This is a genomic window from Bradyrhizobium sp. USDA 3315 (assembly GCF_054056795.1).
In genome coordinates, this window is sequence record NZ_JBSRYP010000001.1 from 8,622,906 (window position 1) to 8,647,596 (window position 24,691).

The following is a 24,691-nucleotide window of genomic DNA, read 5'->3' on the forward strand; positions in this document are numbered from 1 at the left end:
CGTCCCGGCGAAGGCCGGGACCCATAACCATCGTTGTTCATTGTCTGTCGACGCTGGGGCCACATCTCGTTCAACCAATAGCCGACTGTGGTTATGGGTCCCTGCTTTCGCAGGGACGACGGTGGAGGGAGTGTCGCACTTCACTTCTTCCCCGTCCTCTCCCGCAAGACGCGCCACCGCTCCTGCGCCTCTTTCGGCCAGACCTCTTTCCGATCGTAATACTCGGCGAACACTTTCGCGCCCGGCGGGAAAGTCACCCAGGGCTGCTTCGACGAAGTGAAGATGTGCGCATCCGGCGGGCACTGGCTCGGATCGTCCAGCGTGCCGACGCGGACGAAGCGAACTGCCGGTCCTGCGCCCGGATAGTTGCTCCACACCGCGACCTTGCAGATGGGGCAGCGCGCGATCTTCTGCCCCTTGCCGCTCGCCGAGGGCGTGTCGACGATCTCGGGCTCGGCCGCGATGTGCTCAACCCGCTCGGCCTCGTACAACGCGTTGAGCGCGTGCACGGTGCCGGTCTCGCGCTGGCACCAGGTGCAGTGGCAAGCGTGCACGATCAGCGGCCTGCCGGTCAGGCGGTAGCGGACGTTTCTGCAGGTGCATCCACCTTCCATGCTCATGCCGCCTCCTCTGCGTTAGTGCTTGCCGGCTCCCATGTAGCCGAACAGGAAGCCCGCCACCTTGCGCTTCTGGATCTCCTCGCTGCCTTCCGTGATGCGATAGCGGCGGTGATGGCGGTAGATGTGCTCGAACGGCTTGTGGCGCGAATAGCCCATGCCGCCATGCACCTGCATCGCGCGGTCGGCGGCTTCGCAGCACAGACGGTTTGCCCAGAAATTGCACATCGAGACCCGGTCGGACAGCGTGTGCTCGACCTGCGCCTGGGTCAGTTGATCCATCTCCCAGGCGGTCTTGCGGATCAACAGCCGCAGCATCTCGGCCTGGGTCGCGAGCTCGACCAGCGGCCACTGGATCGCCTGGTTCTCCGCCAGCGCCTTGCCGAACGGCTTGCGGTCGCGGGCATACTTCACGCTCTCATTGATGCAGTACACCGCAGCGCCGAGCGAGCTCGCCGCCTGGCGGATGCGGTTCTCGTGCACGAAGCATTGCGCCAGCGACAGGCCGCGGCCGACCTCGCCGAACTGCGCATCCTCCGGCACGAACACATCGGTGAAGCTGACCCGCGGATGGTCGGTCGGCATGTTGAAGGTCCACATATACTCTTCGACCTTCACCCCCGCCGATTTCGCCGGCACCAGGAAGCAGCTGATGCCGCGCGCGTCGCCGTCATTGCCCGAGGTGCGGGCAAACAGCGCGCAGTGCGTGGCGACATGCATGCCTGTCGTCCACATCTTCTCGCCGTTGATGATCCAGCCCTTGACGTTGTCGCGCGTGGCCTGAACCGCTTTGGTTTCCATATGGGTGGCGTCCGAGCCGTGCTCGGGCTCGGTCAGACCGAACGTGATGCGGTACTTGCCGGTGATCGAGCCGTCGATCATCGCCTTCTGCTCGTCGGTTCCGTAGCGGTCGAGCATGGTCACGATCGGCAGATTGCCGACGATCGAGTGTTCGTTCTGCAGGTCGTTGTGCAAACCGAGACCCTTTGAGGCAAAATGTTCGCGGATCACGGCCATCCACAGGTTGGAGCCGTCCTTGCCGCCATAGCGCTTCGGGATCGCGAAGCGCAGATGGCCGGCGGCATCGGCCAGGTTCTTGGCCTTGCGCAGCAAGAGCTCCCATTCATGGCGCGGCAGGCCGCCCTTGTCGAAATCGGTGCGCGCCCATTCACGGCGATGGTCGAAGAAGCGGATGTTGTCGTCAGCCTCTTCCAGCGGCTTGATCTCGCGTTCGATGAAGCGATCGAGCTCGGCGAGATAGGCTGTCAGGTCAGCCGGCAAGTTGAAATCCAAGGCGGTCTCTCCCGGAAATATTGTTGATTCTGATTTTGCGTCTAGACGCTGTCGCGCATCCGCGTTCGGATTGATTAAGGTGAGAAGCCTGTCGCCAAGTCAAGCAGGCGAGCGAGGCTTGCACGCGCGGTCGCCTTGCGTAATTGGATGGCACGGAACGACGCGCAGGCGCTAGGATATCAGCAATATTCTTCGCCGCAGAAAATCGACGGGAGCAAACATGGATCTGAAATTCTCCAAGGTGACGCGCAAGGGTCCCATCACCATCGTGACGCTGTCGCGGCCCGAGGTCTACAACGCGCTGCATATCGACGCGCATTTCGAGCTCAACAAGGTGTTCGACGAGTTCTCCGCCGATCCCGAGCAGTGGGTCGCGGTCGTCACCGGCGCCGGCGACAAGGCGTTCTGCGCCGGCAACGATCTGAAATGGCAGGCCGCCGGCGGCAAGCGCGGCTGGGACAAGGGCGGCTTCGCCGGCCTCACCACCCGCTTCGACTGCAACAAGCCGATCATCGCCGCCGTCAACGGCGTCGCGATGGGCGGCGGCTTCGAGATCGCATTGGCATGCGACCTGATCATCGCTTCCGAGAATGCGACCTTCGCCCTGCCCGAGCCGCGCGTCGGCCTCGCAGCGCTGGCCGGCGGCCTGCACCGGCTGCCGCGCCAGATCGGGCTGAAGCGCGCCATGGGCATGATCCTGACCGCGCGCCATGTCAGCGCCAAGGAAGGCCTCGAACTCGGCTTCGTCAACGAGGTGGTGCCGCAGGGCGAGGCACTGGCAGCCGCCGAGCGCTGGGCCGAGACCATCACCAAGAACTCGCCGATGTCGATCCGCGCCTCCAAGCAGGCGATCCAGAAGGGCCTCGAAGTCTCGCTGGAGCAGGCATTGGCCGAGCAGCGCGAATATCCGGCGGTGAAGGCGATGGCCGCCTCGCAGGATTATATCGAGGGCCCGAAGGCGTTTTCGGAGAAGCGCTCGCCGAAGTGGCTCGGGCGGTGACACGTCCCTTCTGTCATTCCGGGGCGATGCGAAGCATCGAACCCGGAATCTCGAGATTCCGGGGCTGGTGCTGACGCACCATCCCGGAATGACGGCGATCCTGTCATGACGACGTAGGATGGGTAGAGCGCAGCGAAACCCATCGACGCTTGCCGCGTGTCGTGATGGGTTTCGCTTCGCTCTACCCATCCTACTTTTCGAGCTCCCGCTTGTATGACGCGTAGTTCGGCTGGTCGACGGCGAGCTTGTCCAGCGTGGTCTGCCAGAGATGCTCCGATAGCCCCGGCGTTTTCAGATCGACCTCGCCACCTGCGATCTTCTTTGACAGCACGCGGTTCAGCTCCATCAGCGTCCCGTCGGTGCCCAGCAATTGCTTCAGCCGCGCGGCCTCGGTCGCATCGCCGGCCTCGGCGAGCGCGAGCTGCCGCGTCACCAGGTCGAGCGCGTTGATGCCGACGCGCAGCTTGAAGCCGTTGTGCCCCTTGATCGCGGGCGCGATCTCGCTGCGCAGGAAATCGGCGACGGCCTTGATCAGTTCGGTGGGTGTCGGTTCGTCCTGCATGTCACTTGCTCTCTTTCTTGCGCATGATCGATTCCGAAAACCGGTCTCCACGTTTCGGGATCATGCGCGCGGCGCCAGCAACCGCAGCAGATCGATCTCGGTCTCCGACGCGCGCCGCCCGATCATCGCGCGCTCCATCGAGTGATCCGGGCCACTTCGGAAGCGCTGCATCATGCCGCAGCACATCACGCCCCAGCGCAGCGTGCCCATCACTTCCCAGAACATCACGCGCTCGGGGTCCGCCTTGCGGCCGGCTTCCTCATAGCCCGCGAACAAATCTTCGCGCGTGCCGAAACCGCCGACCGGCTTGTCGATCTCGCCGAAGCGCCATGAGTTGACGCAGATCCATCCGAGATCCTCCATCGGATCGCCGGTATGCGCGAGCTCCCAGTCGAGCACCGCGCGCACCCCGTCGGGACCGATGATCAGATTGCCGTGGCGGAAATCGCCATGCACCAGCGTCATCTCGGACGACGGACCGGGATCGTGATCGCGCAGCCAGCGCAACGCCAGCTCGAACACCGGCCGCGGCCAGTTGAAGCTGTGATATTCGCGGGCGATATCCTCGATCTCCTTGGTCGCCGTCAGACTGCGCAGCTTCGGCAGCTTGGCCTTCGGCAGGCCATGGATGCCGGCGATGACGCGGCCGAGCTGGCGGGCGAGAATCGGCCGCGCGCCGGCAAATCCCTCGTCGCGCAAAATTTTCCGCGCGATGGTCTCGCCTTCGACCCGCGCCATGATGAAGCCGCGGCCAAGGCCGTCCTCCGGCCTCAAGACATGCATCACCTTCGGCGACGGCAGGCCCGCGTCATGCGCGAGCTGCATCAGCGTCGCCTCGGCATCGAGGCCGGCGGCGCGGCCCGGAGCGGCACCGTAGCCCGGCGGCGCGCGGCGCAGGATCGCGCCGACAGTGCCGTTCGGGTGCACGATGTCGAACGACCAGGTCTCCTGGCTGGCGCCGCCGGAGAGTTTTGCCGCGCCGGTGACGCCGGTTGCGCCTGGATGAAACGAGGCGACGCAGCGGGTGAGCTCGGTCTCGATCATTTGCCCTTGAACTTCGCCGGCCGCTTCTCGAGGAATGCGGTGACACCTTCCTTGAAATCCTCGGCGCTACCGGCAAGGCGCTGCGACTCGAATTCCAGATTGAGCTGATCCTCGAGGGTATTTTCCGGGCTGTCCCAATAGAGCTTGCGGATCAGCGACAACGCCACCGTCGGGCCGTTGGCGAGATCGTGCGCGAGCTTCATGGTTTCTTCCATCAGCGCGGCGTCGTCATAGACGCGGTTGACGAGACCCCACTCCAGCGCCTTCTCGGCCGGCAGCCGCTCGCCGAGCAGCGACAGCTCGACCGAGCGCGCCTTGCCGATCAGCCGCGGCAACAGCCAGGTCGAGCCGCAATCCGGCACCAGGCCGATGCGGCGGAACGCCTGCAGGAAATAGGACGAGCGCGCGCACAGGATGAGGTCGCCCATCAGGGCGAAGCTCATGCCGGCGCCGGCGGCCGGGCCGTTCACCGCCGTCACGATCGGACAGTGCAGCTTACGCAATCGGCGCAGGAACGGATGGAACGCGGTCTCCAGCGCCGCGCCGGCATTGCTCTTGCCGGGCTTCTGCTGGTTGCGGCCCTGCAGATTGGCGCCGGTGCAGAAGGCACGGCCCGCGCCCGTGATCACCAGGCAGCGCACCTCGTCGCGCTTGTCGTCGATCGCATCGAGCGCCTCGGCAAGCCCGCCCAGCATGTCGATCGAGACCGCGTTCATGACTTCCTGGTGGTCGAGCCTCAGGATCGCGACCGATCCGTCGAAGTCGAGCGTGACGTGTTTGAACTGCATGGTTTCCTCTTCACCTTGTTTCGGCGGCGGGTACCGCGGTAGGTCGATGCTTCGACCCATATTTGATTTTTGTGCCGGGCTTGTCCATGGTCGGCGGCAAGCCCATCCGTGAACGCGTGATTAGCGCGCACCAAACCAAATGGAAACCCCAATGAGTGGCATCTTCGATCTCACCGGCCGCGTCGCTGTCATCACCGGCGGCAATGGCGGCATCGGCCTCGGCATCGCGCAGGCGCTGAACGCCGCCGGCTGCAACGTCTCGATCTGGGGCCGCAACGCGGAAAAAAATGCCAACGCCGCGGCCTCGATGAAGGCCGGCCCAGGCAAGGTCGCGACGCAATTCTGCGACGTCAGCGATCCCGGCTCGGTCAAGACCGCGATGAAGGCGACGCTGGACACCTTCGGCCGCGTCGACGGCTGCTTCGCCAACGCCGGCATCGGCGGCGGCGGACGTAGAGCCTTCATCGACCGCACCGAGGAGGAATGGCGCAAGATGTTCGCGACCAATCTCGACGGCGTGTTTCACGTATTCCAGGCTGCGGCACGCCACATGACCGACCGCGCCGAGGCCGGCGACAAGTTCGGCCGGCTGGTCGCGACCTCGAGCCTCGCCTCGCTGTTCGGCACCGCGCGCAACGAGCACTATGCCGGCACCAAGGCGGCGCTGAACGCGCTGTGCCGCGCACTCGGCGTCGAGCTCGCGCGCCACGGCGTCACGGCGAACGCGATCCTGCCCGGCTGGATCAAGAGCGACATGACCGCCGGCATCATGGCCAACGACAAGTTCGTCGCCAATGTGATGCCGCGCATCCCCCTGCGCCGCTTCGGCGAGCCGAGCGATTTCGGCGGCATCGCCGTCTACATCATGAGCAAGGCGTCGTCCTATCATACGGCGGATTGTTTTGTGATCGACGGCGGGTACACGGCGTTCTAGCCCGGCTCTTGCCGCATCAACGCCGTCGTCCCGGCGAAGGCCGGGACCCATACGCCGCGGCGGATGTTGTGAACGGGACTCGTCGTACCAGCATCGCACCACAAATGACATCGGTGGTTATGGGTCCCGGCCTTCAACGGGACGACGCCGAATACGTGGCGCGCGGTTGAGTCATACATCCGCACCCTCGCGGCGCAGTTGCGCGGCGTGGAATGACGGCCGGAGAGCGACGGATAGAACAACGCGCGACGCAGCGTCGCTTCCGTCGCGGCAAAACTGCTGCTAGCGTTTGAGCCGCAAGGGACGCAATGAGGCGGCTTTTAACAAGCAGGGAGGATATTTCAGATGTTTTCACACGTGATGGTTGGCACCAACGATCTGGACAAGGCCAAGGCGTTCTATGATGCGCTGCTCGGCACGCTCGATGTCCGGCCGGCCCGGGTTGACGGTCACCGCATCATGTACCTCACTAAGGCCGGCATTTTCATGGTGTCCAAGCCGATCAACGGCGAACCGGCGACGCATGCCAATGGCGGCACGATCGGCTTTGCCTGCTCTTCGCCGGAGCAGGTCCATGCCTGGCACGCGGCCGGCGTCGCCAATGGCGGCAAGCCTTGCGAGGACCCGCCGGGCGTACGGGAAGGTTCTGGCGTGAAGCTCTATCTCGCCTATCTGCGCGACCTCGACGGCAACAAGATCTGCGCGATGCACCGGATGAGCTAACCGGCGTCCGCCGGAATCTTTCACGCTGCACGCGGCGGCGTTCAAACAACGTTTGAAACGCCGTCGCTAAATTCCGCGATGCGGTAGAGGTGATCGGAAAATCGGTACTCGCGCTTGGCGTCGCACGCGTCTATTGTCCGCCGCGAAACGCGCCTTCGCGAGGGAGAAAAGACAGTGAAACATGCCTATGTGCCGCGCACCACGAACTACACGCTCAGTCCGGGCGACGAGCTCAATGACCTGCGCATGTCGGACAAGGTCCGCCCGCTCTACGACCATGTGAAGCAGTTCATCCGTGACACGGTCGACCCGATGTCGGTCGAGTTCTATCGCGCCGGCGAGAAGAAGACCAACCGCTGGAGCTTCACGGACGAGCAGCTCGCGATCCTGCAGAAGGCCAAGGACAAGGCCAAGGAAGTCGGCCTCTGGAACTTCTTCCTGCCCGATGCAGAAACCGGCGAAGGCCTCAACAACCTCGACTACGCCTACATCGCCGCCGAGCTCGGGAAGAGCCCGCTGGCCTCCGAGACCATGAACTGCTCGGCGCCCGACACCGGCAACATGGAGGTGCTGGAGCGCGTCGGCACCAAGGCGCAGAAGGAGAAGTGGCTGAAGCCGCTGCTCAATGGCGAGATCCGCTCGGCCTATGCGATGACCGAGCCGAACGTCGCCTCCTCCGACGCCAAGAACATCTCGACCACCGCAAAGCTCGTCGGCGACGAGTGGGTGATCAACGGCGAGAAGTATTACATCTCCGGCGCCGGCGATCCGCGCTGCAAGATCATGATTGTGATGGTGAAGACCAATCCCGATGCCGCGCCGAGCAAGCAGCAGTCGCAGATCCTGGTGCCGATCGACACCCCCGGCGTCGAGATCCTCGGGCCCATGCATGTGTTCGGCCACGACCACGCGCCGCGCGGCCACATGCATCTGCGCTTCAACAATTGCAAGGTGCCGAAGGAAAACATGCTGCTCGGCGAAGGCCGCGGCTTCGAGATCTCGCAGGTCCGCCTCGGACCGGGGCCGCATCCATCACTGCATGCGCACCATCGGCAAGGCCGAGAAGGCGCTCGACATGATGGTGCAGCGTGGCCTGACCCGCGAGGCCTTCGGCAAGAAGATCGCCCATCTCGGCGGCAACATGCAGATCATCGCCCAGGCGCGTTGCGAGATCGAAGCGATGCGGCTGATGGTGCTGAAGGCGGCCAAGGCGATGGACGTACTCGGCAACAAGGAAGCCCGGGTCTGGGTTTCGATGGTCAAGGCCATGGTGCCCGAGCGCGCCTGCAAGGTAATCGACCAGGCGATCCAGATGCATGGCGCCACCGGCATCTCGCAGTGGTCGCCGCTCGGCGAAATGTACCAGGACGTCCGCCATCTCCGCTTCGCCGACGGTCCGGACGAGGTGCACTGGATGGTGGTCGGCCGCCACGAGCTGAGCATGCCGTAGTCGCTTCTTCTCCTTCTCCCCGCTCTTGCGGGGAGAAGGCCGGGATGAGGGGCCGCCTCCGAAAGCACGGTGAGAGATAGTCTCGCGGAGAATCCCCCTCACCCGGATCGCATCTGACGATGCGATCCGACCTCTCCCCGCAGGCGGGGCGAGGTAAGGGAAGAGCGCTCCAAGGAACAAACAAGCAAGTCTGCAAGGCGGGTTCGCGCGAGCGTGTCCCGCCTTTTACTTTGCTGTCCGGTCGCGGCGGGTTACGCTCCCCTAACCCGCCCTACGAACTTCCGGACATTCCCATGGAATATTCCCCAAGCGACCTCACCCAGCGCGAACGCTACAAGGTGCTGACCTCCTTCGTGCTGCCGCGGCCGATCGCCTGGGTGACGAGCACGAGCGCGGACGGCGTGGTCAATGCGGCGCCGTTCTCGTTCTTCAACGTGTTCTGCGAAGATCCGCCGCTCTGCATGTTTGCGGTCAATCGCCGGCCCGACGGCCGCGAGAAGGACACGTTGGTCAACATCCAGCGTCTCGGCGAATTCGTGGTCAACCTGACCGACGAGCCCCTGGCGCAAGCGATGCATGAGACCTCCGGCGACTTCCCGCCCGAGATCAGCGAGCCCGATTATCTCGGCCTGAAGCTCGCGCCATCGAGCAAGATCGCGGTGCCCCGGCTTGCGGATGCGCCTTTCGCGATGGAGTGCAAGACCTGGAAGCTGATCGACGTCAATGGCGACCGCCAGCTGATCATGGGCGAAGGCATCCATTTCCACATCCGCGACGAATTGTGGGACCGCGAGGCGATGCGCGTCCACATGGAGCGCTACCACCCGATCGGCCGCATGTTCGCCGACCGCTACTGCCGCACCGACGACCGCGTGGTGTTCCCCGCGGCCGAGGGCGCAAAGAAATAGAGGATCAGACAATGAGCGAAACATTCCGCGACAACGAAGCGCAGAGCCGGTTCGAGCTCGCCGTCGACGGCTCAACCGCCTTCGTGGTCTACCTCAAGACGCCGGACACGATCACGCTGGTTCACACCGAGGTGCCGGCGGAGCTCGGCGGCCGCGGCATCGGCTCCAAGCTCGCCCGCGCCACGCTCGACGCCGTCCGCGCGCAGGGCATCAAGCTCGTCGTGAAATGCGAATTCATCCAGGGCTTCATGAAGAAGCATCCGGAGTATGACGATCTGTTGGGGTGATCGCAGGGCGGGTTGGCAAAGCTGTCATTTCGTCATGGCCGGGCTTGTCCCGGCCATGACGCGTTTCGTCACGACGCCACCGGCTCGCCGACCTTGTCCTGCGTCTTCGTTTCGAAATCGCTGGCGTCGTGGCGCTCATGGAGCTGGCTCGACGGCTCGCCCCAGGTGCGGTTGACCATGCGGCCGCGCTTCACCGCGGGCCGTGCCGCGATCGCATCGGTCCAGCGCTGCACGTTCTTGTAGTCCTGGACCGAGAGGAATTCGCCGCCGCCATAGAGCAGACCCTTGGCAAGGCTGCCGTACCACGGCCACACCGCCATGTCGGCGATGGTGTAGACATGGCCCGCGAGATATTCGTTGTCGGCGAGCCGGCGGTCGAGCACGTCAAGCTGGCGCTTCACTTCCATCGCGAAGCGGTCGATGGCGTATTCGATCTTGGTCGGCGCATAGGCGTAGAAATGCCCGAAGCCGCCGCCGAGATAGGGCGCGGCGCCCATCTGCCAGAACAGCCAGGAGAAGGTTTCGGCGCGGGTCTTGACGTCGGTCGGCAGGAACGCGCCGAATTTTTCCGCGAGGTAAACCAGGATCGAGCCCGACTCGAACACCCTGACCGGCTCCTTCCCGCTGCGGTCCATCAGCGCCGGAATCTTCGAGTTCGGATTGACCGCGACGAAGCCGCTGCCGAACTGGTTGCCGTCGATCTTGATCAGCCAGGCGTCGTATTCCGCGCCCTTGTGACCCGCCGCCAGCAGCTCTTCCAGCATCACGGTGACCTTGACGCCGTTCGGCGTCGCCAGCGAGTAGAGTTGCAGCGGATGGCGGCCGACCGGCAGTTCCTTGTCGTGTGTGGGACCGGCGATCGGACGGTTGATGCTGGCGAAGCGCCCGCCGCTTTCCTTGTTCCAGGTCCAGACTTTCGGCGGCTCGTAGGCAGGAATGTCATTCACGTCGTTGGCTCCCGATTCATGTTCTTGCCGGGTGGCGCGGCGGCCGCCGTGCCCATCCCATGTCCGCAGTAGATGGTGCGCGGGCTGCGCTTTGCCCACCCCGCGCGATCGCATTTTCTATCCAGCGGAATGCACCGCGAGGGATGCAGCCGGAGCAGCGCCTGCACGCAAGATCGCCGTGGCCGAAACCCGCTTGGCTTCGCGGACCGTGATGCGCTAGCGTTGCAGCGGCTGACGCCAACAAGCACAAGAAGCAGCCGCCGGGAGAGAACCAGTCCATGAAATCACCGATCTGCGACATGCTCGGGGTAGACTTCCCCCTGCTCGCCTTCAGCCATTGCCGCGACGTGGTGGCGGCGGTCAGCCGCGCCGGCGGCTTCGGCGTGCTCGGCGCGACCGCGCATTCGCCGGAGACGCTGGAGCAGGAGTTGACGTGGATCGACGCGCATGTCGACGGCAAGCCTTATGGCATCGACGTGCTGATCCCGGAAAACATCTCGACCGCGGGCGAGAAGAACGTCACCTGGAAGAGCCTCGAGGCGCGGGTCTCGCAGGAGCATCGCGACTTCACCCGCAATCTCTTGAAGAAATACGACATCGAGCTGACCAGCCGGAACGTCGCCGACAACCAGCCGCAGCCGTTCGACGCCGAGACTGCGCTGCAACTGCTCGAGGTCTCGTTCCGGCATCCGATCCGGCTGATCGCGAATGCGCTCGGCGTGCCGCCGAAGGCGATGATCGAGATGGGGCGCAAGCACGGCGTGCCGGTGGCGGCGTTGGTCGGCTCCAAGGAGCACGCGCTGCGCCAGGTCGCGGCCGGTGTCGATATCCTGGTTGCGCAGGGCACCGAGGCCGGCGGCCATTGCGGCGAGGTCTCGACCATGGTGCTGGTGCCCGAGGTGATCAAGGCGGTCAAAAGAATCCGCGACGTGCCGGTGCTCGCCGCCGGCGGTATCATGACCGGCAGCCAGATGGCGGCCTGCATGGCGATGGGCGCGGCGGGCGCCTGGACCGGCTCGGTGTGGCTGGCCACGGTGGAATCGGAGACCTCGGAGATCTTCCGCGAGAAGATGATCGCGGCCTCCTCGCGCGACGCGATCCGCTCCAAGGGCCGCACCGGCAAGCCGGCGCGGCAGCTCCGCTCGGTCTGGACCGATGCCTGGGACCGCTCGCCGGAAAGCCCCGGCGCGCTGCCGATGCCGCTGCAAAGCATCATCAGCCGCGACGCCTTCAACGCCATCGACCGCGCCGCAGCTGGTGGTAACGAGAAGGCCCGCGATCTCGTCAGCTATTTCGTCGGCCAAGGCGTCGGCCTGATCGACAGCGTCAAATCCGCCGGCACCGTGGTGCAGGAGTTCAAGGAAGAGTTCGTCGAGGCCGTCGAGCACATGAACGCGCTGGTGGCGGAGTGACGATCCCTCCCCGTCATTGCGAGGAGCGAAGCGACGAAGCAATCCGCCTTTCCCCGTATCGGAACATGGATTGCTTCGCTTCGCTCGCAATGACGCCCCAAAACAACCATCGAGTCCAAGACCGCAGAGTGAACCAACAAGAATGTCGAACAGCATCCCCGAAGACCGCATTCCCGTCATCGTCGGCGTCGGCGAGATCGTCGATCGACCGAAGGACATCGCCGCCGGCCTCGAGCCGCTCACGCTGCTTGAGGAGGCGCTGAAGCGCGCCGAGGCGGACAGCGGCGCCAGGCTGCTGTCCGACGTGCAGTCGCTCGACGTCGTCAACTTCCTGAGCTGGCGCTACCGCGATCCCGAGAAGCAGCTGGCGCAGCGGCTCGGCATTGCGCCCGCGCATCTCTATTACGGCCCGGTCGGCGGCGAGAGCCCGATCCGCTATTTGCATGAGGCGGCGCAGCGCATCGCACGCGGCGAATGCAGCGTTGCCGCGGTCTGCGGCGCGGAGGCGCAGTCGACCGCGACCAAGGCGCAGCGCGCCGGCGTGGAGCTGCCGTGGACGCCGTTCGCGCACGACGTGGAGGAGCCGAAGCGCGGCGCCGCGTTCCAGAAGCCGATGGCCGTGAGCCTCGGCGTGTTCAGGCCGATCACGGTCTATCCGCTCTACGAGTCCGCAACATCGGCGCATTGGAGCCAGACGCCGCGCGATGCGCTGAAGGAATCGGGCGAGCTATGGTCGACCTATGCGCGCGTCGCGGCCGACAATCCGAACTCGTGGCTGAAGAAGACGTTCACCGGCGACGAGATCACCACGGCCACGCCCGACAACCGGATGATCGCCTGGCCGTATACAAAGCTGATGGTGGCGAACCCGACGGTGAACATGGGCGGCGCGCTGATCCTGACCAGCCTCGCGAAAGCGCGCGCGGCCGGCGTGCCGGCGGACAAGCTGATCTATCCGCTCGGCGGCGCCTCGGCGGAAGAGCCGCGCGACTATCTGATCCGCGATCAGTTCGTCGAAAGCCACGCGCAGACCGCGGTGCTGAAGGCGGTGATGGATCTCGTCGGCGGCGACGGCAAGAAGTTCGACGCGATCGAGCTCTATAGCTGCTTCCCCTGCGTGCCGAAGATGGCGCGCCGGACGCTCGGCCTCGGTGCCGACGTGCAGCCGACCGTGACGGGTGGTCTGACGTTCTTCGGCGCGCCGCTCAACACCTACATGACTCACTCGGCCTGCGCGATGGTGCGCAAATTGAGAAGCGGCGGCGCGCTCGGCCTGCTCTACGGCCAGGGCGGCTTCGTCACCAAGCATCATGGCCTCGTGCTGTCGCGCGCGGCGCCGAACGGTGCGCTCAAGCAGGATACCAGCGTGCAGGCGGAGGCCGACCGCAACAGGCGCAACGTGCCCGACTTCACCGCCGAGGCTGCGGGCAAAGGCAAGGTCGAGGCCTTCACCGTGATCTATCGCGCCAATGGCGAGGTCGAGCACGGCGTCACCATGCTGCGCGCCGAGGACGGCCGCCGCACGCTCGGCCGCATCCCGGCGAGCGACACGGCAACGCTGGCCTATCTGCAGGACATGGATCGCACGCCGGTCGGTACCACGGGCAACATCGTCACCGCCGGCGATGGCATGCTGGAATGGCGGATGGGGTAACAATTCCTGCCACGCCGCAAAATCCGCCGTCATCCTGAGGTGCGAGCGGAGCGAGCCTCGAAGGATGGGCTGCGAACACCGTCGTGATCCCATCCTTCGAGGCGCGCAAGGGCGCGCACCTCAGGATGACGGCAGAGCAAGCGGCTTGAGGTGAGAGGCAGGAACGAGCTTACCTGTCCTCCCCTACCCCTTCACGTCCTGCTTTTCGGATGCCGTGGTCGGCTTGCCCTTGGCGCCGGCACCGGTGACGCGGACATGGTCGCCGTCGGCGAGTCCGTCCGGCGGGGCGGTGATGATGCGGTCGTCGGGCGCGAGGCCGGTGGCGATCTCGATCTCCTTGCCGAGGTCGCGGCCGATCTTCACGGTCTTGAACAGCACCTTGTCGTCAGGACCGACGGTTGCGACCCGCAGGCCGCTGCTGTTGAAGATCAGCGCGCTGGCGGGAATGCTGAGCGGCGTGGATTCGCGCTGCAGGTTCAGCTTCACGCTGGCATAGCTGCCCGGCATCAATTCGCCGGAGGAATTGTCGAGCCCGAGCTGCATTCGCGTCGTGCCGGAGGCGACATCCACCGCCTGCGAGGAGGCTTCCACCGTCGCCTGGAAGGTGCGGTTCGGGTAATCCGGCAGCGCCAGCGTCGCCTTGGCGCCGATCTTGATCGCCGGGACGTAGTTCTGCGGCACGTTGACATAGACGCGCAGCTTGGTGATGTCCGAGATCGTGAACATCGCCGGGCCCGAGTTGCCGCCGGCGTTGATCAGCGCGCCGACGTCGGTGTCGCGCGAGGTCACCACGCCGTCGAACGGCGCCGTGATCTTCTTGTATCCGGCGAGCGCTTCCAGCCGCTCGACGTTGGCCTGGCCGGCCTTGACCGCACCGTTCTTGTTGGAAAGGTCGGCGGTGCGCTCGTCGATCTCCTGGGCGGAGACGAAGTTCGAGGCCACCAGCGTCTTGCGCCGGTTCAACGTGGCCTCGGAGAGCTTGGCCGAGGCCTGGGCGCTGGCGAGATCGGCGCGCGCCTGCAGCAATTGCTGGTCGAGGTCGGGCGCCTCGATCTCGGCGATCACCTGGCCGGCCTTGACGCGGGCGCCGATGTCGGCGTCCCAGTTCTTGAGATAGCCGGATACCCGGGCATAGATCGGCGCTCGGGAATAGGCCTCGAGCCGGCCCGGCAGGTCGATCGTGGGGCTCAGCGCCTTGGCATTGGGCAGCGCCACCGCGACGGTCGGAATGGCCTGGTCGTCGGTCCATTCCTTCAGCCGCGTGTCCTGTTCCTCACGGGCGCGGATCCCGGTGCCGACGATCAGGCCCGCCCCGACCAGGGCCACCACGCCGAAGATGCCCAGCTTCCGGCGTGAGACCGGGGGGCGCTTTTCAGTGGGCGGCATGCGGAATCTCCGATGAGGCGGCGGCTTTGGCGCCTTGCTTCTTGTGTACCATACTGAATACCACGGGAACAAACATCAGCGTCGCGAAGGTGGCGAAGATCAGGCCGCCGATCACGGCCCGGCCCAACGGCGCGTTCTGCTCGCCGCCCTCGCCCAGCCCCAGCGCCATCGGCGCCATGCCGATGATCATGGCAAGCGCGGTCATCAGCACCGGGCGGAACCGGACGAAGCCGGCTTCCAGGGCCGCCGCGACGGGATCGCCGAGTTCCTCATAGCGCTCGCGGGCGAAGCTGATCACGAGCACGCTGTTGGCCGTCGCCACACCCATGCACATGATGGCGCCGGTGAGCGCCGGAACCGACAGCGTGGTCTCCGTCGTGAACAGCATCCAGACAATGCCGGCGAGCGCAGCGGGCAGCGCCGTGATGATCACGAACGGGTCCGACCAGGACTGGAAGTTCACGACGATCAGGAAGTAGATCAGCACGACGGCGCCGAGCAGGCCGAACAAGAGGCCGGTGAAGGCCGAGTTCATGGTCTGCACCTGGCCGAGCAGCACCACGGACGAGCCCTTCGGCACCTCCTTGGCGGTGTCGGCGATCAGCTTGCGCACGTCGGTCGCGACGCCGCCAAGATCGCGGCCTTGCGTCGTGGCGTAGATCTGCACCAGCGACTGGATGTCATATTGCGACACCACCGCACTCGAGGTCGCGCGCTTGATGTCGGCGATGCCGCCGAGGATCGGTGCCTGGGTGTTGCCGGTCGCGGTGATCGGCAGGGTCTGCAGCGCGCTCAGCGAGTCGATCTGGTATTGCGGCGTCTGCATCACGATCGAATACGACACGCCGTTATCGGGATTGAGATAATAGGTCGGCGCCACCTGCGAGGAGCCGGCGAGGTTGACCACCAGCGAGTTGGTGACGTCGCGCTCGGTCAGGCCGACATATTGTGCGCGGGTGCGGTCGACATCGATGTTGAAGGTCGGGTTGTTCGGCGACTGCTGGATCCGCGCATCGGCGATGCCGGGGATGCGCTTGATCCCGGCCAGCAGCTTGTTGGCATAGGCGAAGTTGGCCTCGAGATTGGCGCCGCGGATCTGCAGGTCGATCGGCGCCGGCGCGCCGAAGTTCAGGATCTGGCTGACGATGTCGGCCGGCAGGAACGCGAAGCTGGTGCCCGGGAACAGCCGCGGCAATTGCTCACGCAGTGCGCGGACATGCTGTTCGGTCGGCTTGTGGCCTTCCTTGAGGCGGATCTGGATGTCGCCATCCTGCGGACCGATCACGCCGGTGTTGTTGTAGGTCATGTTGATGCCGGAGATCGGCATGCCGATGTTGTCGGTCATGGTCTCGATCTCGCCGGGCACCAGCTTGCGGATCGCCTTCTGGATGTCGGCGAGCTGGTTGGCGGTCTCCTCGACGCGGGTGCCGACCTGGGTGCGGACATGCATCAGGATGTTGCCGGCATCGACCGACGGGAAGAAGTTGCGCCCGAGGAACGGCACCAGCAGGAACGACGCGGCGACGACCGCGAGGAAGCAGCTCACGAACACCGTGCGATGACCGAGCGCCATCGCGAGCAGGCCGCGATAGCCGGCGCGGATGCGCTCGAACCGCGCCTCGAAGCCGCGCTGGAACCAGACCAAAGGATTGCGCGATTTCGGCGGCGAGCCCTCATGATGCACATGCGCCTGCAGCAGATAGTTCGCCATGGTCGGCACCAGGGTGCGCGACAGGATGAACGACCAGATCATCGCGAACATCACCGCTTCGGCCATCGGCACGAACAGGAAGCGCGCCACGCCGGTGAGGAAGAACATCGGCACGAACACGATGCAGATACAGAGCAGCGAGACGAAGGCCGGCGTCACGATCTGGTTGGCGCCGTCGAGGATCGACTGCTCGACCGGCTTGCCCTGCTCGAGGTGATAATTGATGTTCTCGATCGTCACCGTGGCGTCGTCGACCAGGATGCCGACCGCGAGCGCGAGGCCGCCGAGCGTCATGATGTTCAGCGTCTCGCCGATCAGGGACAGCATGATGATGGCGCCGAGCACCGACAGCGGGATCGACACCGCGATGATGACGGTCGAGCGCCAGCTGCCGAGGAACAAGAGGATCATGATACTGGTGAGCAGCGCGGCGATCACGCCCTCGAAGGCGACGCCGGTGATCGCGCCGCGGACGAACACCGACTGGTCGCCGATGAAGCCGATCTTCAGCGCGTCCGGCATCTGGTCCTTGACCTCGATTACCTTCTGCTTGATGCCGGAGATGATATCGAGCGTCGAGGTGGCGCCGGCCTTCAGCACCATCATCAAGACCGAGCGGTTGCCGTCGACATGGACGATGTTGGTTTGCGGCGGGTTGCCGTCGCGGACCGAGGCGACGTCACGCACATAGACCATCGCGCCGTTGACCTGCTTGATCGGCAGGTCGCCGAGCTCCTCGAGCCGCAGCGGCGAGTTGTTGAGGTTGATGGTGTATTCGAAATTGCCGATCTTCTGCGTGCCGACCGGCGTGATCAGGTTCTGCGCGGCGAGCGCATTGGCGACGTCCTGGCCCGACAGGCCGCGCGCCTGCAGCGCGGTCGAATTGAGATCGATCTGGACCTGGCGCTGCTTGCCGCCGAACGGATACGGGATCGCCGCACCAGGCACCGTGACCAGCGGCGTGCGCAGCTGGTTGATGCCGATATCGGCGAGGTTCTGCTCGGTCAGTCCCTCGCCCGACAGCGCGACCTGGATGATCGGAACCGTCGAGGCGCTGTAGTTCAGGATCAGCGGCGGCGTCGCGCCCGGCGGCATCTGCTTGAGCAGGGTTTGCGAGATCGCGGTGACCTGCGCATTGGCGGTGCGGATGTCGACGTTGGGCTGGAAGAAGATCTTGATGATGCCGACGCCGTTATAGGAATTGGCGACGATGTGCTCAATGTCGTTGACGGTCGTGGTCAGCGCGCGCTGGAACGGCGTGGTAATGCGGCCGGACATCTGGTCCGGCGGCAGGCCTGTGTACTGCCAGACCACGCCGATCACCGGAATACGGATGTCCGGGAAGATGTCGGTCGGCGTGCGCAACGCCGCCAGCGGTCCGATAATCAGCAGCAGGATCGCGAGCACGACGAAAGTATATGGCCGGCTCAGCGCGATACGGACCAGTGCGATCATAAAAGAAGCGTTCCCGAAATGAAGCCCGCCCAGGCAGAGGAATCGACATTGCAAAAGCCGTTCCGCAGCGGCCGATTTACCCGATGGCGGGCAAAACGCCAACCCGCGGAGCCGCGGCGGCTTTCACTTCCTCGGCATAGTGCGTGAGGCTGCGCGCTCCGAGCGACCGTGCCGGGCGCCGTGCCGTCGATCGCGTGCGGATCATCGTCAAAAAGAGACGGCTCTGCTGCGAATGCGAGCCGGCCGAGGATGCTATTTCGGCCGACGCGAGGTTAACGCATCGCTGCCCTGCGAAAATGTAAAACGTGGTGGGCCGGGTCAGCCCACCACGTCGGCATCGGTTAGGCGAAGGATGGCGGCCGCCCGAGCAGCGGCGCCGCCGGATCAGGCGGCGCGGACGGCGTCGAGGAACTTGCTGACCTCGAGCTTGAGGCGGCTGCTGTCGCCCGAGAGCGATTGGGCCGCCGACAGCACCTGGCTCGACGCCGAGCCGGTTTCGTTGGCGCCATGCTGGACGTCGGAGATGTTGGCCGAGACCTGCTGGGTGCCCTGCGCCGCCTGCTGCACGTTGCGGGAGATTTCCTGCGTCGCCGCGCCCTGCTCTTCGACCGCGGCCGCAATCGTGGACGAGATTTCCGACAGCCGTTCGATGGTCGAGGAGATTTCCTTGATCGCGCCGACCGACTCCTGGGTCGCGGTCTGGATGCCGGCGATCTGCTGGCCGATCTCGCCGGTCGCCTTGGCAGTCTGCTCGGCCAGCGCCTTCACCTCGGACGCCACCACGGCGAAGCCGCGGCCGGCCTCGCCGGCGCGTGCCGCCTCGATGGTGGCGTTCAGCGCCAGCAGATTGGTCTGGCCGGCAATGGTGTTGATCAGCTCGACGACGTCGCCGATCCGCGCGGCGGCCTTCGACAGCTCGCTGACGCGATCGTTGGTGGTGCGCGCCTGGCCGACGGCATCGCCGGCCATCCGTGCCGACTCCTGCACCTGGCGGCTGATCTCGGTCACCGACGACGACAGCTCCTCGGTCGCCGACGCCACCGACTGGACATTGGTCGAGGCCTCCTCGGACGCGGCCGCAACCGATGTGGTCAGCTCCTGCGAGCGCCGGGCGGTCGACGACAGCGTGCCGGCGGAGGCTTCGAGCTGGGTCGAGGCCGACGACACGGTCTGCACGATCTCGCCGATCATCTGTTCGAAATTGCGGGTGATGGTGTCGACCCGGCGGCCGCGCTCGATCTTGGCATCGGCGTCGGCAGCGGCGGCTTCATCGGCCGCCTTCTTGGCGACCAGCGCTTCCTTGAACACCTGCAGCGTATCGGCCATCGCGCCGATCTCGGACTTCTCGCCCTGATGCGGGACGTTTGCGGTCAGGTCGCCGCGGCCCAGCGCCTGCATCGGGCTCACGATCGAGGCGATGCCGGCCGAGACGTCGCGGATCATCAGGAAGCTGACGCCAACGCCGACGATGATGGCGGCGCCAAGGATCATCGCAAGCAGCATGACGGCAGACGCGTAGCTGTTTGCCGCGTCCTGCGCCGCCTTGTCGGCGCCGGCATTGTTGAGCTCGATGTCCTTGCGCAGGATCTCGTCGGCCTCGAGGCCGATCTTGTTGACGGTCTTGGCGTTCAGCTCATGGGCATCGTGCGGGGCCTTGCCGACATCCCTGCGCGACAGCGCCATCACCTCCTCGGTGCCCTTCTTGTAACGGGTCCAGGCATCGACCCATTGATCGTAGAGCGCGCGCTCCGCGGGGGTCGCGATCAGCGGCTCGTAGATCGCGCGGACCTTGAGGTTGGCGTCGACCACCGAGGTCAGGGTCTTCTCCTGCGCGAGCTTGTCCTCCAGCGTCTCGGACAGCATGTGTTCGCGGATCACGTTGCGATAGGTGATGACGCCGGCGCGCAGATCGCCGAGCGCACGCACGCTCGGCAGCCAGCTCGTCGTGATGTCGACGGTGTTGGCGTTGATCGACCGTAAATTCACGACCGCGAGCAGGCCCATGCCCGTCATCGCGACAAGCAGGAACGCAACCACGGCAATAATCTTGGCGCGGATCGAGAATTTGGCGAACATCGTGGGGGTCTCTTGATATCGGGCTCGCGAAGCCCGATCGAATGGCTGGGGCGTGGCGGGACGCCGCAGACATCAAAGCCAGCCCCCCTCCTTAAGTAGGGTTAATTTGGTTCCCCGTTGAACTACGGAGGCGCTCTTCGACACCGTGGCATGATGCGCGCCAGCCGCATCAAGGCATCAACACGAGCGCATCCGAGAAAAACTCCGGCCCGCCGAAATTGCCTGATTTCAGGGCAAGCACCATCTCGCCTCTCCCGGCGCCGACCGCTCGCAGAACCGGCACGCCGGCGGCGATTTCCGCACCGACCAGGAATCCAGGAATGCGCAGGCGATCGACCACGGCGCCCGAAGTTTCACCACCGGCGACCACCAGCCTGTGCACGCCCGACTGCACCAGACCATCCGCGATGTCGGCCATCGCCTGCTCGATGGCATGCCCGGCTGCATCGCGACCATGACGGGATTGCACAGCTGCCACCTGATCCGGGGTCGAGCTGCTCGCAATCAGGATTGGCCCCGCCCCGAGCCGGTCTCTGGCCCAGGCGAGCGCACGCTGCGTTTCGTCCTTGCCGGCGACCACCTGCTCGGGATCGAGGTGCAGGACCGGCATCACCTTCTCGGCGTTTGCGATCTGGCGCAGGGTCGCCTGCGAGCAACTGCCGGCAAGGCACGCCGCCGGGCCGCCGACCGGCGTCGCCAGCATCGCATCCGCGGTGTCCGGTTTGGCTTTGCTCGCGGCGACCAGCGCCCGCGCCAGGCCAAGCCCGATCCCGGAAGCGCCGACTGAAAGACGGTGATCCAGCGCGACCTGCCCGATGGTCTCGAGGTCGCGGTCGAACACCGCATCGACGATGGTGGCGCCGATGCCGCTTTGCGTGAGCTCGGCGAGCTTTGCCCGGACGGCGTCCGCGCCACGGCTCAGCGTCGCCAGATCGACCAGGCCGACCTTGGTCGTGCTTTGCCGCGCCAGCACGCGAACCAGATTGGAATCATGCATCGGGTTGAGCGGGTGGTCCTTCAGCGGACTCTCGTTCAGCGGCACCGAGCCGACGAACAGATTGCCCTGGTAGACGGTGCGGCCGGTCTCCGGGAATGCCGGAGTCACCAGCACGATGGCATCCCTGGAATCGGCGCGCAGCGCGTCCATCACGGGGCCGATGTTGCCGGCATCGGTTGAATCGAAGGTCGAGCAGATCTTGAACAGGATATGTTCGGCGCCGCGGCCGCGCAGCCAGGCCTCCGCTGCGCGCGAACGCGTCACGGCGAGGCCGGCCTCGATCGAACGGCTCTTCAGCGACACCACGACGGCGTCGACCTCGGGCAGCGCGAGATCGTCCGCAGGCACGCCGATGGTCTGCACCGTGCGCAGGCCGGCGCGGGTCAGCGTGTTGGCGAGGTCGGAGGCGCCGGTATAGTCGTCGGCGATGCAACCGAGAGACAGCTTTCCGGCTCGCGTCACGGCTTCACTCCAGCATAGGGCTTGAACCAGGCGAGACCGTCGGTGGTCTTGCCGCGCGGATTGTACTCGCAGCCGACGAAGCCGCCGTAGCCGAGCCGGTCGAGCTCGCCGAACAGGAACGGATAGTTCAGCTCCTCGCCGTCGGGCTCGTTGCGCGAGGGGATCGACGCGATCTGGACGTGGCCGATGATCGGCATCATTTCACGCAGCCGCATGGTGACGTCGCCATGGATGATCTGGCAGTGGTAGATGTCGAACTGCAGCTTCAGGTTCGCGATACCAAGCTCGTTGATCAGATCGCGCGCGAAGATGAAGTCGTTGAGGAAGTAGCCGGGCACGTTGCGCGGATTGATCGGCTCGATCACGACGTCGAGGCCGTGCGGCGCGAAGAACTCTGCGGCATGGGCGACCGATTTGCGAAACGCGGCGACCGCCCTGGCATCGCTGCGGTCGGCTATTCCCGCCATCAGATGCACCCGCTTGACGCCGGTCGCCTGCACATAGGGCAGCGCGGTCTTCAGGCTTTGCTGGAGGTCGGCGAAACGGTCCGGCAGCGCGGCAAACCCCTTCTCGCCGGCGTTCCAGTCGCCCGGCGGCAAGTTGAACAGCGCCTGCGTCAGCCCGTTGCCTTTCAGCCGCTTGCCGACCTCCTCGGCCGGATGGTCGTAAGGAAACAGGAACTCGACCGCGGTGAAGCCCGCTTTCGCCGCCGCCTCGAAGCGGTCGAGGAACGGGACCTCGTTGAACATCATGGTGAGGTTGGCGGCAAAACGGGGCATTGCAGGATCCTCTTATTTCTCGCCTGGAAGCTTGGTGCCGGTAACCTGCGCATACATCCGCGCCACCGACGCATCGTCGTCGCGGCCCATGCCGGCGGCCGCGGTCATCAGGAACATCTGCAAGGCCGCGGCCGAGACCGGCACCGGGAAGCGTGCATTGCGCGCCATGTCCTGGATGATGCCGAGGTCCTTCACAAAAATTTCGACGGCGCTGCGCGGCGCATAGTCGCCGTCGAGCACATGCGGCATGCGGTTCTCGAACATCCAGGAATTGCCGGCGGAGGCGGTGATCACCTCATAGACCTTGCGGATGTCGAGCCCCTGCTTGGCGGCGAAGGCGATCGCCTCGGAGGCGGCCGCGATATGCACGCCGGCCAGCAGCTGGTTGATCATCTTGAACGCGGCGCCCTGCCCCGCGGCATCGCCGAGCTCGTAGAGCTTTGCCGCCATCGCATCCAGCGCCGGCCGCGCCTTCGCAAATGCCGCGGTGCTGCCGGACGCGAGAATCGTCAATTCGCCCTGCGCCGCGCGCTGCGCGCCGCCGGAGATCGGGGCATCGAGATAGTGCCGGCCGGTCGCCTCGAGCTGCTTTGCGAGGCGCCGCGCGATATCAGGGTCCATGGTCGCCGAGGAGATGAAGACCGCGTCCTTGGCCAAGGTCTCGGCGACGCCGTCCTTGCCGAACAGGATCGCTTCAGTCTGCGCTGCATTGACGACGACGCTGACGACAATGTCGGCATCCCGGGCCGCCTCGGCCGGCGACTTGGCGCCCTTGCCGCCGTCGGCGACGAAGCGCGCCACCGCATCGGCCGTGACGTCGCAGCCGGTCACCTCGAAACCGGCCCGCCTGAGCGAGGTCGCCATGCCGTATCCCATCGAGCCCAGCCCGATGACGGCGACACGTGATGTTGCGGAACTGGACATGTGGCGATCCCTGAACATTTTTAGTTGTTTGAGCGTGACCTTTTCGGAAAACCGGCTGCCACTTTGCGCCAGCGCGGCCTTCCGGGCCCGGATCATGCTCGTTGCTGCTTGCCTATCACGGCTTGGCCGCGCTGCCAAAGCATGAGACAAAGCGGAAAACGGATAGCGCCAAGGATGGCGCCACGAGCGAACCCGAATGAGCGAAACAAAGCTTCGTGAGGACATCTGCCGCTTCGGCCGCTCGCTGTTCGAGCGCGGCCTGACGCCGGGCTCCTCGGGCAATATCAGCGTCCGGCTCGCGGACGGCGGCTGGCTGGTGACGCCGACCAACGCCTCGCTCGGCTTCCTCGATCCGGCGAAAATGTCACGGCTCGATGACAACGGCCGGCTGGTCTCCGGCGACGCCCCGACCAAGGAAGTGCCGCTGCACACCGCGCTCTACCAGACCCGCACGACGGCCGGCGCCGTGGTGCACCTGCACTCGACCCATTCGGTCGCGCTCTCGATGCTGCCGGAGATCGACCCGCGCGCCGCGCTGCCGCCGATGACGGCCTATTACGTCATGAAGTGCGGCCAGACCGCGCTGGTGCCCTATTATCGCCCCGGCGATCCCGCCGTTGCCGACGCGATCCGGGGGCTGGCCGGGAAATATTCATCGGTGCTGCTCGCCAATCATGGGCCCGTCGTGTCGGGCGATACGCTGGAAGCGGCGGTGTTCGCGACCGAGGAGCTGGAGGAAACCGCAAAGCTCTATCTGCTGCTGCGCGGGCTGAACCCGCGCTATTTGTCGCCCGACCAGGTGGCGGATTTGACCAGGACGTTCGGGCTCGTGCTGCCGGATCACCCTCACTAGATCAAGCGGAGGATCGATATGCGGAAGACAGTCGTGATGAGATTCACAGGCTTGGCGTTAGCGATACCGTTTGCCGTCGGCCTTGCGGCGTCGGACGGACGGACCGAAGAGACTTTGCAAGGCATGCTGGCAACCCAGTTGCGCGCGCAGGGCTATCCTTGCGACAAGCCGCTCAAGGCCGAGCGGGACGACAAGCTCTCCAAGCCCGACAACGAGGCCTGGACGCTGACATGCAGCAACGCGACCTATCGCGTCAGCCGCGTGCCGGACCTCGCCGCCAAGGTCGAGAAGATCGACGAGAGCAAGTAGGCTGCGTGGGCTGGATCAGTAGCCCGCATGAGCGCAGCGATATGCGGGACGCCCCGGATGTCGCTGCGCTCATCCGGGCTACGGGCTGGATTGCGCGCACCGCATACACTGGCGTCATCC

The 24,691-nt window shown here is 65.3% G+C and carries 21 protein-coding genes and 1 pseudogene; 10 read left to right on the forward strand and 12 right to left on the reverse strand.

Going from position 1 to position 24,691, the window contains the following annotated elements; all coding sequences use genetic code 11:
- Positions 1-140: 140 nt before the first annotated feature.
- Together ACVIYL_RS40355 and ACVIYL_RS40360 are read right to left on the reverse strand one after the other, a co-directional pair.
- Positions 141-620: a GFA family protein gene (locus ACVIYL_RS40355; RefSeq protein WP_057015736.1), complete on the reverse strand. Its 480-nt coding sequence runs from the start codon at positions 618-620 to the stop codon at positions 141-143.
- A 15-nt stretch (positions 621-635) separates the two neighbouring features.
- Positions 636-1,910 (reverse strand): acyl-CoA dehydrogenase family protein, encoded by a 1,275-nt coding sequence (locus ACVIYL_RS40360; RefSeq protein WP_456781195.1) that lies wholly within the window; start codon positions 1,908-1,910, stop codon positions 636-638.
- Between the two features lie 220 nt (positions 1,911-2,130).
- Here ACVIYL_RS40360 and ACVIYL_RS40365 point away from each other — a divergent pair, with 220 nt between their 5' ends.
- A complete protein-coding gene (locus ACVIYL_RS40365; protein ID WP_456781196.1) occupies positions 2,131-2,910 on the forward strand; it encodes an enoyl-CoA hydratase-related protein in 780 nt (259 codons plus the stop codon).
- Between the two features lie 190 nt (positions 2,911-3,100).
- On the opposite strand, the gene ACVIYL_RS40370 is transcribed toward ACVIYL_RS40365, so the two are convergent.
- The 3 genes from ACVIYL_RS40370 to ACVIYL_RS40380 are packed head-to-tail and all read right to left on the reverse strand — an operon-like array spanning position 3,101 to position 5,304.
- Entirely contained in the window at positions 3,101-3,472 is a 372-nt protein-coding gene (locus ACVIYL_RS40370) for a DUF6285 domain-containing protein (RefSeq protein ID WP_456781197.1), read from the reverse strand.
- Between the two features lie 60 nt (positions 3,473-3,532).
- Positions 3,533-4,516: a phosphotransferase family protein gene (locus ACVIYL_RS40375; RefSeq protein ID WP_456781198.1), complete on the reverse strand. Its 984-nt coding sequence runs from the start codon at positions 4,514-4,516 to the stop codon at positions 3,533-3,535.
- Positions 4,513-5,304 (reverse strand): enoyl-CoA hydratase/isomerase, encoded by a 792-nt coding sequence (locus tag ACVIYL_RS40380; RefSeq protein ID WP_018270541.1) that lies wholly within the window; start codon positions 5,302-5,304, stop codon positions 4,513-4,515. Before ACVIYL_RS40380 ends, ACVIYL_RS40375 begins: the two co-directional genes overlap by 4 nt.
- Positions 5,305-5,455: 151 nt before the next feature.
- On the opposite strand from ACVIYL_RS40380, the gene ACVIYL_RS40385 reads away from it, so the two are divergent.
- From ACVIYL_RS40385 to ACVIYL_RS40405, 5 genes and pseudogenes are all read left to right on the forward strand, one after another.
- Entirely contained in the window at positions 5,456-6,238 is a 783-nt protein-coding gene (locus tag ACVIYL_RS40385; RefSeq protein WP_016845858.1) for an SDR family NAD(P)-dependent oxidoreductase, read from the forward strand.
- 345 nt (positions 6,239-6,583) lie between these two features.
- The gene (locus ACVIYL_RS40390; protein WP_057015741.1) at positions 6,584-6,961 is read left to right on the forward strand and encodes a VOC family protein; all 378 of its coding nucleotides are present in this window, start codon (positions 6,584-6,586) and stop codon (positions 6,959-6,961) included.
- Between the two features lie 174 nt (positions 6,962-7,135).
- Positions 7,136-8,411: pseudogene (locus ACVIYL_RS40395) on the forward strand (acyl-CoA dehydrogenase family protein).
- Between the two features lie 293 nt (positions 8,412-8,704).
- Positions 8,705-9,319 carry a flavin reductase family protein gene (locus ACVIYL_RS40400; protein WP_456781199.1) on the forward strand — a complete coding sequence of 205 codons (615 nt, stop codon included), beginning with the start codon at positions 8,705-8,707 and terminating at the stop codon, positions 9,317-9,319.
- Positions 9,320-9,330: 11 nt separating this feature from the next.
- Complete coding sequence (locus ACVIYL_RS40405) at positions 9,331-9,606, forward strand: GNAT family N-acetyltransferase (RefSeq protein ID WP_456781200.1); 276 nt, start codon at positions 9,331-9,333, stop codon at positions 9,604-9,606.
- A 68-nt stretch (positions 9,607-9,674) separates the two neighbouring features.
- Here ACVIYL_RS40405 and yghU read toward each other — a convergent pair whose 3' ends face one another.
- Positions 9,675-10,553, reverse strand: a complete 879-nt coding sequence (gene yghU / locus ACVIYL_RS40410; RefSeq protein ID WP_456781201.1) for a glutathione-dependent disulfide-bond oxidoreductase — start codon at positions 10,551-10,553, stop codon at positions 9,675-9,677.
- 278 nt (positions 10,554-10,831) lie between these two features.
- On the opposite strand from yghU, the gene ACVIYL_RS40415 reads away from it, so the two are divergent.
- A complete protein-coding gene (locus tag ACVIYL_RS40415) occupies positions 10,832-11,965 on the forward strand; it encodes a nitronate monooxygenase (RefSeq protein ID WP_456781202.1) in 1,134 nt (377 codons plus the stop codon).
- Positions 11,966-12,107: 142 nt separating this feature from the next.
- On the forward strand, positions 12,108-13,619 hold the full coding sequence (locus ACVIYL_RS40420) for an acetyl-CoA acetyltransferase (protein WP_456781203.1): 1,512 nt from the start codon (positions 12,108-12,110) through the stop codon (positions 13,617-13,619).
- A 183-nt stretch (positions 13,620-13,802) separates the two neighbouring features.
- On the opposite strand, the gene ACVIYL_RS40425 is transcribed toward ACVIYL_RS40420, so the two are convergent.
- From ACVIYL_RS40425 to ltnD, 6 genes are all read right to left on the reverse strand, one after another.
- The gene (locus ACVIYL_RS40425; protein WP_057017653.1) at positions 13,803-15,005 is read right to left on the reverse strand and encodes an efflux RND transporter periplasmic adaptor subunit; all 1,203 of its coding nucleotides are present in this window, start codon (positions 15,003-15,005) and stop codon (positions 13,803-13,805) included.
- On the reverse strand, positions 14,992-18,171 hold the full coding sequence (locus tag ACVIYL_RS40430) for an efflux RND transporter permease subunit (RefSeq protein ID WP_253609625.1): 3,180 nt from the start codon (positions 18,169-18,171) through the stop codon (positions 14,992-14,994). The genes ACVIYL_RS40425 and ACVIYL_RS40430 overlap by 14 nt, the downstream gene beginning before the upstream one ends.
- Before the next feature lie 384 nt (positions 18,172-18,555).
- Complete coding sequence (locus ACVIYL_RS40435; RefSeq protein ID WP_456781204.1) at positions 18,556-20,247, reverse strand: methyl-accepting chemotaxis protein; 1,692 nt, start codon at positions 20,245-20,247, stop codon at positions 18,556-18,558.
- A gap of 169 nt (positions 20,248-20,416) precedes the next feature.
- The gene (gene otnK, locus ACVIYL_RS40440) at positions 20,417-21,706 is read right to left on the reverse strand and encodes a 3-oxo-tetronate kinase (protein ID WP_456781205.1); all 1,290 of its coding nucleotides are present in this window, start codon (positions 21,704-21,706) and stop codon (positions 20,417-20,419) included.
- Entirely contained in the window at positions 21,703-22,485 is a 783-nt protein-coding gene (gene otnI / locus ACVIYL_RS40445) for a 2-oxo-tetronate isomerase (protein ID WP_456781206.1), read from the reverse strand. Before otnI ends, otnK begins: the two co-directional genes overlap by 4 nt.
- A 12-nt stretch (positions 22,486-22,497) precedes the next feature.
- Positions 22,498-23,634 carry an L-threonate dehydrogenase gene (ltnD, locus tag ACVIYL_RS40450; RefSeq protein WP_456781207.1) on the reverse strand — a complete coding sequence of 379 codons (1,137 nt, stop codon included), beginning with the start codon at positions 23,632-23,634 and terminating at the stop codon, positions 22,498-22,500.
- On the opposite strand from ltnD, the gene otnC reads away from it, so the two are divergent.
- Together otnC and ACVIYL_RS40460 are read left to right on the forward strand one after the other, a co-directional pair.
- Positions 23,606-24,262 carry a 3-oxo-tetronate 4-phosphate decarboxylase gene (gene otnC / locus ACVIYL_RS40455; RefSeq protein WP_456781208.1) on the forward strand — a complete coding sequence of 219 codons (657 nt, stop codon included), beginning with the start codon at positions 23,606-23,608 and terminating at the stop codon, positions 24,260-24,262. The two genes, ltnD and otnC, sit on opposite strands and share 29 nt — an antisense overlap.
- Before the next feature lie 123 nt (positions 24,263-24,385).
- On the forward strand, positions 24,386-24,571 hold the full coding sequence (locus ACVIYL_RS40460; RefSeq protein ID WP_456781209.1) for a hypothetical protein: 186 nt from the start codon (positions 24,386-24,388) through the stop codon (positions 24,569-24,571).
- The last annotated feature ends 120 nt before the right edge of the window (positions 24,572-24,691 follow it).

Excerpts from the sequence above, each read along its gene's own strand:
- ACVIYL_RS40355 (WP_057015736.1), bottom strand. The coding sequence starts at position 620 with ATGAGCATGGAAGGTGGATGCACCTGCAGAAACGTCCGCTACCGCCTG.
- ACVIYL_RS40365 (WP_456781196.1), top strand. The coding sequence starts at position 2,131 with ATGGATCTGAAATTCTCCAAGGTGACGCGCAAGGGTCCCATCACCATC.
- ACVIYL_RS40370 (WP_456781197.1), bottom strand. The coding sequence starts at position 3,472 with ATGCAGGACGAACCGACACCCACCGAACTGATCAAGGCCGTCGCCGAT.
- ACVIYL_RS40375 (WP_456781198.1), bottom strand. The coding sequence starts at position 4,516 with ATGATCGAGACCGAGCTCACCCGCTGCGTCGCCTCGTTTCATCCAGGC.
- ACVIYL_RS40380 (WP_018270541.1), bottom strand. The coding sequence starts at position 5,304 with ATGCAGTTCAAACACGTCACGCTCGACTTCGACGGATCGGTCGCGATC.
- ACVIYL_RS40385 (WP_016845858.1), top strand. The coding sequence starts at position 5,456 with ATGAGTGGCATCTTCGATCTCACCGGCCGCGTCGCTGTCATCACCGGC.
- ACVIYL_RS40390 (WP_057015741.1), top strand. The coding sequence starts at position 6,584 with ATGTTTTCACACGTGATGGTTGGCACCAACGATCTGGACAAGGCCAAG.
- ACVIYL_RS40400 (WP_456781199.1), top strand. The coding sequence starts at position 8,705 with ATGGAATATTCCCCAAGCGACCTCACCCAGCGCGAACGCTACAAGGTG.
- ACVIYL_RS40405 (WP_456781200.1), top strand. The coding sequence starts at position 9,331 with ATGAGCGAAACATTCCGCGACAACGAAGCGCAGAGCCGGTTCGAGCTC.
- ACVIYL_RS40415 (WP_456781202.1), top strand. The coding sequence starts at position 10,832 with ATGAAATCACCGATCTGCGACATGCTCGGGGTAGACTTCCCCCTGCTC.
- ACVIYL_RS40420 (WP_456781203.1), top strand. The coding sequence starts at position 12,108 with ATGTCGAACAGCATCCCCGAAGACCGCATTCCCGTCATCGTCGGCGTC.
- ACVIYL_RS40425 (WP_057017653.1), bottom strand. The coding sequence starts at position 15,005 with ATGCCGCCCACTGAAAAGCGCCCCCCGGTCTCACGCCGGAAGCTGGGC.
- ACVIYL_RS40430 (WP_253609625.1), bottom strand. The coding sequence starts at position 18,171 with ATGATCGCACTGGTCCGTATCGCGCTGAGCCGGCCATATACTTTCGTC.
- ACVIYL_RS40435 (WP_456781204.1), bottom strand. The coding sequence starts at position 20,247 with ATGTTCGCCAAATTCTCGATCCGCGCCAAGATTATTGCCGTGGTTGCG.
- otnI (WP_456781206.1), bottom strand. The coding sequence starts at position 22,485 with ATGCCCCGTTTTGCCGCCAACCTCACCATGATGTTCAACGAGGTCCCG.
- otnC (WP_456781208.1), top strand. The coding sequence starts at position 23,606 with ATGAGCGAAACAAAGCTTCGTGAGGACATCTGCCGCTTCGGCCGCTCG.
- ltnD (WP_456781207.1), bottom strand. The coding sequence starts at position 23,634 with ATGTCCTCACGAAGCTTTGTTTCGCTCATTCGGGTTCGCTCGTGGCGC.
- ACVIYL_RS40460 (WP_456781209.1), top strand. The coding sequence starts at position 24,386 with ATGCTGGCAACCCAGTTGCGCGCGCAGGGCTATCCTTGCGACAAGCCG.